This window comes from Marisediminitalea sp. (assembly GCF_984433645.1).
Map to the genome: position 1 here is coordinate 1 of NZ_CFIDRX010000172.1, position 9,104 is coordinate 9,104.

Annotated in this window: 5 protein-coding genes; 2 read left to right on the forward strand and 3 right to left on the reverse strand. The window is 49.2% G+C overall.

All coding sequences use genetic code 11. The features are described 5' to 3' along the window. The coding region (locus AC4MRN_RS17070) for a PAS domain-containing protein (protein WP_491203957.1) at positions 1-1,287 on the reverse strand (1,287 nt) is incomplete at its 3' end. 644 nt (positions 1,288-1,931) lie between these two features. Between AC4MRN_RS17070 and gltB the strand changes: the two genes are divergently transcribed. After that, positions 1,932-6,395 carry a glutamate synthase large subunit gene (gene gltB, locus AC4MRN_RS17075; RefSeq protein ID WP_370240014.1) on the forward strand — a complete coding sequence of 1,488 codons (4,464 nt, stop codon included), beginning with the start codon at positions 1,932-1,934 and terminating at the stop codon, positions 6,393-6,395. Between the two features lie 15 nt (positions 6,396-6,410). Continuing rightward, positions 6,411-7,826 carry an FAD-dependent oxidoreductase gene (locus tag AC4MRN_RS17080; protein ID WP_490711588.1) on the forward strand — a complete coding sequence of 472 codons (1,416 nt, stop codon included), beginning with the start codon at positions 6,411-6,413 and terminating at the stop codon, positions 7,824-7,826. Between the two features lie 55 nt (positions 7,827-7,881). Here the strand turns inward: AC4MRN_RS17080 and AC4MRN_RS17085 are convergent, their stop codons facing one another. Both AC4MRN_RS17085 and AC4MRN_RS17090 read right to left on the reverse strand, forming a co-directional pair. After that, on the reverse strand, positions 7,882-8,262 hold the full coding sequence (locus AC4MRN_RS17085) for a TonB-dependent receptor (RefSeq protein WP_491203958.1): 381 nt from the start codon (positions 8,260-8,262) through the stop codon (positions 7,882-7,884). A 110-nt stretch (positions 8,263-8,372) separates the two neighbouring features. Beyond that, positions 8,373-9,104: TonB-dependent receptor domain-containing protein (locus AC4MRN_RS17090; RefSeq protein WP_491203959.1), on the reverse strand; the 732-nt coding region annotated here is incomplete at its 5' end.

Genomic DNA, 9,104 nt, shown 5'->3' on the forward strand with positions numbered 1-9,104 from the left:
CGACGCCGACACCGTCAGGGTAACGTGCCCTTTCTGGGTAAACTTCACCGCGTTAAACAAAATATTCCATAGAATCTGGCGCAGACGCGTGCCGTCTACTTCAACCAGTTTTGGTAGCGGGTCATTAATATTGGTGATCAGCTCCAACGACTTGTCTGCCGCCAACAAGCGAATAATAGAACTGAGTTCTTCGGTAAAGTCGCGCAGCGACACCGTTTTCAGTGACAGCTCCAGCTTGTCGCGCTCAAGCTTGTCCATGTCGATAATGTCGTTGAAGATATTCCCCAGCGTAATGGCGCTGGCGTATATCGTACTCACCCAACCCCACTGCTCCTGAGTCAACTCGGTGTCACGTAACATACGGCTAAGGCCAACAATACCGTTGAGCGGGGTTCTTAATTCATGGCTAATGGTGGCAATAAAGCGGGTCTTGTCGTTACTGGCCTTGGCAGCTGCGTTTTCAGCCTGCTTACGCTCGGTCATGTCACGCCCAAACGCCAATAGCCCCAACCGATTACCATCTTGATCAAAGAACGGGACTTTGCGCATTTCAAAGTAACGACGGCGACCATCGGCAAAGCGTAACCAGAGTTCCTCGGTAATACTGGCGTTAGCTTCCAGCACCTCGTGATCGCTGGCCACCACCTGACGGGCTAAATCTTCTTCGTAAACGTCGTGAGGCGTTAATCCCAGCAATTGCTTCTCAGTCTTGCCAGTCATCTGCTCGGCAACCCGGTTACAGCCTGCAAAGCGACCTTCTTCATTGCGATAATAAATTAAGTCGGGAGAGGCATCGATAATCGACCGCAACAGCGTTGATAAATGACGGGCCTGGGCTTCTTGCTCTGACTTGTCCTGAATTTCTTTTTCCAGTTCTTTAAAGACAGTTTCACGCTCTTCCTGAGCATGCTTGCGCTGCTCAATTTCGTGATTCAGCTGACGGATATTGTTTTGCAGCTCGCGGTTCAGGAACACATCTTCTTCCCGAAGGTGCTCTAACTGGCTCACGACTTCTTTCAGATTAGTGCGAGAACTCTCAAGCTGTTTTACCAGCTCACTAAAGAAGTAGAGCACCCAGGGGGCAGATAACATGGTGAGGATCACAGCGCTGATAAAGTCATCGGGCTCAACCTCACTGCCGAGACTGAGTCGAATAACGTATGACCCACCTACGGTAAATCCCAACGTTAAAATCACAAACAACACACTGAGCTTAATAGTGCCAAAACGCTGCACAAACTGTGCGAATCGAATGGCCCATGAATCGTTGGGCGTTTCCTGATGCATAACAATACTATACCGAAATAATTTGCAGCCATCCTATCAGACCTTGCCGGACAGGAAAATAACTCAGGGAAGCGAAGGCAAAACGAAAACATTACAATTTTCTAAAAACAGGGTAAAATAGCGTCAATAAATCGTTGATTGCCGTTCGCGCGTCAAAAATTACCCAACTCCATGCCTACCGCGCAAACAGGATAAAGATTCAAACGCAATCATGCTATTTGGGTATTTACCCACCATAGATGACTATTTATGCAACTTAAGTTTAATTAGACTGGCCATATTCGCAGCTAACTCAGCCTCATTTCAAAAAAAATATGCGTTTTTTTATTGGCACCAATTGAGCATAAATTGCTGAAAATTAATAAGAATAAAGATGGTATACGATTTCAGCTGTGCTATCGCTCACATTCCGATTGATTTTAATCGGCAATGCCGGTATGTTGTACGGCCCGCTAGGCAATAGTGCATAAAAATGCGGTACACGACTGGTATCCACAATAATAATTAACGACAAACCCAGCGCAGACTGATTTTTCTTTTATTTTCAGTCACTAAACAACGCGTTGTAACGCAGCTGTGAGGCCGACTCTGGTCACAAAACACAGCGCATACCTTGCCCAGTCAAAGGTTGAAGGAGTTAAGAGATGAGTTTATATAATCCCAACGATTCACGGGATAACTGTGGATTCGGTTTGATTGCCCACACAACAGGCGAAGCCAGCCACACACTGGTAACAACTGCTATTGAAGGCCTTGATCGCATGCAACACCGTGGCGGTATCGCTGCTGACGGTAAAACAGGCGACGGCTGCGGCTTATTATTACAAAAGCCGGATGCGTTTTTCCAACACGTTGCAGAGCAACACGGTTGGAAGCTCAGCAAAAAATACGCAGTTGGTATGATTTTCCTCAATCAGGACGAGACATTAGCGCAAGCAGCGCGTGACGTATTAAACGAAGAGCTGGAAAAAGAGACTCTGACCGTAGTGGGCTGGCGCGAAGTGCCGGTAAACCACGACGTGCTGGGCGAACTGGCTCTGACCGGCGTGCCGCAAATCGAACAAGTTTTCGTAAATGCGCCGGCAGGCTGGCGTAAGCGCGACCTTGAACGCCGCCTTTATATGGTGCGTCGCCGTGCTGAAAAACGTCTGGAACAAGACAGCGAATTTTACGTTGCCTGTTTATCTGGTCTGGTAACTATTTATAAAGGCCTGGTCATGCCTCGTGACCTGCCGGCCTTTTATAAAGACCTGGCCGACGAGAAGCTGAAAAGCGCCATCTGCGTATTCCACCAACGCTTCTCTACCAACACGTTACCTAAATGGCCATTGGCACAACCATTCCGCTTCCTGGCGCACAACGGTGAAATCAATACGATTAAAGGTAACCGTGACTGGGCCATGGCGCGTACCGGTAAGTTTGCTACGCCACTGATCCCTGATTTGAAAGAAGCAGCCCCATTCGTAAATACAGAAGGGTCTGACTCCTCATCACTTGATAACATGCTGGAACTGTTCCTGGCTGGCGGTATGGATTTATTCCGCGCCATGCGTTTACTGGTTCCACCAGCCTATCAGAACAACGACACCATGGATCCTAAACTGCGTGCATTCTACGAGTTTAACTCAATGCACATGGAACCTTGGGATGGTCCTGCGGGTATCGTAATGACCAACGGTCGTCACGTAGCCTGTAACCTGGACCGTAACGGTTTACGTCCAGCTCGTTACGTCGTCACCAAAAACGGATTTATTACCCTGGCTTCAGAAGTGGGTATCTGGGATTACGAACCAGAAGACGTACTGGAAAAAGGCCGTGTTGGCCCGGGTGAAATGCTTGCTGTAGATACCTACACAGGTAAAATCTGGCGCTCAACTGAAATCGACGATGATCTGAAAGAACGTCACCCTTACCATGAGTGGCTGGAAAAACACATCCGTCGTTTAACGCCTATCGAAAAACTGGATGCATCGCTAATCGGTCAGCGCGTCTTTGACGACGACACCATGGCGGTCTATCACAAGCTGTTCAACTACAGCTACGAAGAAATTCATCAGGTTATCAAAGTACTGGGTAAAGACGGTCAGGAAGCCGTTGGTTCAATGGGTGACGATACCCCAATGGCCGTGCTGTCTTCAAAACACCGTACCCTGTATGACTATTTTCGTCAGCAGTTTGCTCAGGTAACCAACCCGCCTATCGATCCATTGCGTGAAAACCACGTTATGTCTCTGGCGACTTGCGTTGGCCGTGAGCAAAACGTATTCAGCGAAACCAGTGGTTACGCTGACCGCGTCCTGTTTGAATCACCGGTACTAATGTATACCGACCTTAAACAGCTGCGTGAATTTAACCCTGAAAACTACTACTCAGAGATCATCGACCTGCAATACACTGCAGAAGAAGGCCTGAAGAAAGCCATCGAGCGTATCTGTAATGAAGTAGAGTACCTGGTTAAACAAAAACGTGCGGCCTTTGTGATCCTGTCAGATCGCAACATCAAGCCAAACCGTTTACCTATTCCTGCTGCCATGGCGACCGGTGCAGTTCACCGTCGTTTAGTTGACAACCAACTGCGCTGTGACGCGAACATTGTAGTAGAAACGGCATCTGCCCGTGACCCGCATCACTTTGCTGTGTTGATTGGCTTAGGCGCAACGGCGATTTATCCGTTCCTGGCCTATGAGACCATTGAACAGCTATGTGAAAAAGGTGACCTGGACATTTCAGCCATGCAAGCCATGCTGAACTACCGCAAAGGCATCAACAAAGGCCTTTACAAGATCATGTCCAAAATGGGTATCAGCACCGTGGCCAGCTACCGTAGCTCGAAACTGTTCGAGGCCATCGGTATCAGCCAGGAAGTCATGGAGCTGTGCTTCAAGGGTGTCACCTCACGCCTTGAAGGTGCCAACTTCGATGATTTCCAACAAGACGTTATTAACCTGTCACGCATTGCCTGGTTAAAACGGAAGAAAATCTCACACGGTGGTTTGCTGAAATACGTACACGATGGTGAATACCACGCCTACAACCCGGATGTAGTGAAAACGCTGCAGACGGCTGTTGTTACGGGTAAATACGAAGATTATCAGGAATATGCAAAACTGGTAAACGAGCGTTCACCGTCGCATTTACGCGATTTGATGAAGCTGAACCCGGCTAACCAACCTATCGATATCAGCGAAGTTGAGCCTGCGGAAAACCTATTCCCACGTTTCGACACTGCGGCGATGTCAATTGGTGCATTAAGCCCGGAGGCGCACGAAGCCCTGGCCATCGCAATGAACCGGTTAGGCGGACAGTCTAACTCAGGTGAAGGTGGCGAAGATCCTAAGCGCTTCAACACAGAGAAGAACTCTAAAATTAAACAGGTGGCATCGGGTCGTTTCGGTGTAACACCACATTACCTGGTTAACGCTAGCGTAATTCAGATTAAAGTTGCCCAGGGTGCGAAGCCTGGTGAAGGTGGTCAGTTACCGGGTGACAAAGTCAATAAGTATATCGCGCAGCTGCGTTTCTCGGTGCCGGGTGTAACTCTGATCTCGCCACCGCCGCACCACGACATATACTCTATTGAAGATTTAGCTCAGTTGATCTTCGATCTGAAACAAGTGAACCCAACCGCACTTATTTCAGTGAAGCTTGTATCTGAGCCCGGTGTAGGCACCATTGCAACGGGTGTTGCTAAAGCCTATGCCGACCTTATCACGGTTTCTGGCTACGACGGCGGAACAGGTGCAAGCCCGTTAACGTCAGTAAAATACGCCGGAAGTCCGTTTGAGTTAGGTCTGTCTGAAACACAGCAAGCGTTAGTCGAAAATGGTCTGCGCCACAAAGTACGGGTACAAACCGACGGCGGATTGAAGACCGGTCTGGACGTAATTAAGGCAGCTATAATGGGTGCAGAAAGCTTCGGCTTTGGTACTGGCCCAATGGTTGCACTTGGCTGTAAATACCTGCGTATTTGTCACCTGAACAACTGTGCAACCGGTGTTGCAACGCAGGACGAAAAACTGCGTAGCGACCACTTTATTGGCTTGCCAGAAATGGTAATGAACTACTTTAAGTTTGTTGCGCAGGAAGTGCGTGAAATCATGGCCAGCATGGGCGTGCGTAAGTTCGATGAACTGATCGGCCGCACTGAGCTGTTGTCATTGGTTGACGGTATTACTGCAAAACAGAATCGCTTGGACTTGTCCCCTATTCTGGCGAAGCCAGTGGCGGGTGAACACACGCGTCTGTTCTGTTCAGAAACCACCAATGCGCCACTGGATAAAGGTGTATTGAACGCAAAAATGCTGAAAGACGCCAAAGAAGCCGTTATTAAGGGCTGTGGTATTAACCTGAGCTACCCAATCCGCAACACTGACCGCTCTGTAGGTGCCTTGTTGTCTGGTGAGATTGCCAAACATTACGGCAACCACGACATGGAAGAAATGCCTATCACTGTAACCTTTAAAGGGACAGCGGGTCAGAGCTTTGGTGTGTGGAATGCCGGCGGCCTGAACATGTATATCGAAGGTGATGCCAACGATTACGTGGGTAAAGGCATGACAGGCGGTAAGCTGGTTATTCACCCACCGCGTAATGCGGAATTCAACACTCACGAAAGTGCCATCATGGGTAACACCTGTTTGTATGGTGCAACTGGCGGTAAGCTGTTTGCAGCGGGCCGTGCCGGTGAGCGTTTTGGTGTTCGTAACTCTGGCGCGATTGCCGTTGTGGAAGGCGTTGGTGACAACGGCTGTGAATACATGACCGGTGGTATCGTTGCGGTGCTGGGTCCGGTAGGCGTTAACTTCGGCGCAGGTATGACAGGTGGTTTTGCTTACCTGTACGACGAAGGTGATCTGGATCGCCGCGTTAACCCTGAGCTGGTAGAAGTGCTGTCGATTGACGACAAAGTTATTCTTGCCGAGCACCTGCGTGGCTTGATCAACCAGCATTATGAAGAAACCGGCAGCCAGTTCTCGTTGAGCCTGCTGCATGACTTTGCCAGCACCTTGTCGAAGTTCAAACTGGTTAAACCGAAGACCAGCGATGTGAAAAACCTGTTGGGCCATATTAGTCGTTCCAGCGCAGAACTGCGCATTCAGGCGCAATAGTGAGGTGAGAAGATAATGGCTAAGAATGTTTATCAGTTTGTTGATGTAGAAAGAATTGATCCGCCTAAAAAGCCCATTGTGGAGCGTAAAACCGGATTTGCTGAAATCTATCATCCACTTACCTCTTCGCAAGCGGAAGGCCAGGCCGACCGCTGCCTGGACTGCGGTAACCCATACTGTGAGTGGAAGTGTCCGGTACACAACTACATTCCACAGTGGCTGGCACTGGCTAACGAAGGCAAGATCATGGAAGCGGCTGAGTTGTCGCACAAAACCAATAGCTTGCCTGAAGTCTGTGGTCGCGTTTGTCCGCAGGACCGTCTGTGTGAAGGGTCATGTACCCTGAACGATGAGTTCGGCGCAGTGACCATCGGGTCTATCGAAAAGTACATTACCGATACCGCCTTTAAAATGGGCTGGCGTCCGGATATGTCAGGCGTTACCTGGACAGACAAAAAAGTCGCTATCGTAGGTGCGGGTCCTGCTGGCCTTGCGTGTGCAGATATCCTGGTACGTAACGGTGTTAAGCCAGTGGTGTTCGACAAGTACGAAGAAATCGGCGGCCTGCTGACCTTCGGTATTCCGTCGTTTAAACTGGAAAAAGACGTGATTAAACTGCGTCGCGAGATCTTTACTGAAATGGGTGTTGAGTTCGTACTGAACACCGAAATCGGTAAAGACATTGCGTTCCAGCAGTTATTGGACGACTACGATGCCGTCTTCCTGGGTATGGGTACATACAAGTACATGAAAGGCGGATTCGAACACGAATCAGCGCCTGGCGTATACGATGCCCTGCCATTCCTGGTCTCTAACACGAACCGTGTAATGGGACTGGAAAAAGACGCGGCTGACTTCATCGACATGAAAGGCAAGAAAGTGGTCGTACTCGGTGGTGGTGATACCACCATGGACTGCGTACGTACCTCTATTCGCCAGGACGCGGCAAGCGTAACTTGTGCATACCGTCGTGACGAAGCCAGCATGCCTGGTTCACGCCGCGAAGTGGTTAACGCCAAAGAAGAAGGTGTTCAGTTCGAGTTTAACGTCATGCCGTTAGACATCGCCGTTGACGAAGCGGGCAATACCACGGGTGTTAAACTGGTTCGCACGGAAATGGGCGCACCGGATGCACAGGGTCGTCGTAGCCCGGTTGTGGTTGAAGGTTCAGAGTTTGTACTGGAAGCCGACGCTGTGATTATTGCATTTGGTTTCCAACCTAGCCCAGCGCCTTGGTTTGGCGATTTCGGTATCATCCTTGATGAAAAAGGCCGTGTTCGCGCACCTGCCAACGGTAAGTTTGCTTACCAGACATCTAACCCGAAAATCTTCGCCGGCGGCGACATGGTTCGTGGTAGTGATCTGGTTGTAACCGCGATTGACGAAGGCCGTAAAGCGGCTGACGGCATCATGGACTACATCGGCGTATAACTCAGTCCACAAGCTATAAAATCAAAACGGAGCCTGAAGGCTCCGTTTTTGTTTATTACTCTGTGCTTTTGCTGCTTTTAATGTACATCACTTTCATCAAAATCAGTGATATCAACACGACAATTGACGAGATACCTAACACCGGTGCGAGGGCGTCATCGCCAGCAATACCACCATACAAGCAGTACAGCCCGATGATCAATAAGGCGGTACCTGCCTGATGCAACCAGTACTGCGCAATGGCAAGTTTTGAATTACCGTCGGTTAACCACAATTTATGCATCATCGCGTAAATCATACTGACGACAAACCCCAGCAACATAATGTGTGCGTGGGTGACTAGCTGACCGTGGTTTTTCGTTGCGGCCATGTGAATACCCAGCAGTAATCCGAGCAATGCATAGCCCAATCCTGTTAAAACGTATTTTCTGTCCATGTGTTTTGCCTGTTTTTATTTTTTAGTCGCAACAAAGCCCGCAATGCACTCTGTACGTCACGGGCTGGCTCTGATGTGTTACCACTCATCACACATGTTCAAAAAATAATCTAGTAGTAGTGATAAGTAAACTCTACGCCGTACTCACGCCCTTTGGTCAGAGGAGCAAAGGTACCGAAGCTTAATTGCGTATCGTTACCGTGTTTCACATCATTAGTCAGGTTTTTACCAAACAGGCTCACTACCCAGGTGCCATCTTCGTTTTGAAGATCAATGCCCGCGTTCAGAATCTTCTGATCGTCGATATAGCCCAGGTTGTTGTCGGTGTAATACGTCTTATCGCGATAAGAGTAATTCACCCGGCTGGTTAACAGGCCCCAGTCACTCACTTCCATGTCATGGGTTAACCCAACGCTGTAAGTGATTTCCGGTACGCGAGGGATTTCCAGTTCTTCGTCATCCTGATCAACGACCCCATCGCCGTTTAAGTCATAAATAACCTTGCTGTATTCAGCGTCGATAAGACCTAAATTAAACATAGCGACTAGGTTGTCGGTAATGCGGAACATACCATCGACTTCCACACCCATAATGGTGGCTTCAGCGGTGTTTTTGATAATTTGAATCAGTGAACCGTCAGGTGCAGGCAAACTGACTTCACGCTGCATGTCATCAATGTTCATGATAAACGCCGCGGCGTTGAAACGGCCCCAATCGGTATCACCCTTGTAGCCCACCTCGAAGTTGTCGACGGTTTCTTCGTCGAACGGTCCCGGTCCGTTTGCTTCGCGAAGTTCAGGCGTGCTGATGTCGGCAGTGTTCCGCAGGTTGTAACCACCAGA

Excerpts from the sequence above, each read along its gene's own strand:
- gltB (WP_370240014.1), top strand. The coding sequence starts at position 1,932 with ATGAGTTTATATAATCCCAACGATTCACGGGATAACTGTGGATTCGGT.
- AC4MRN_RS17080 (WP_490711588.1), top strand. The coding sequence starts at position 6,411 with ATGGCTAAGAATGTTTATCAGTTTGTTGATGTAGAAAGAATTGATCCG.
- AC4MRN_RS17085 (WP_491203958.1), bottom strand. The coding sequence starts at position 8,262 with ATGGACAGAAAATACGTTTTAACAGGATTGGGCTATGCATTGCTCGGA.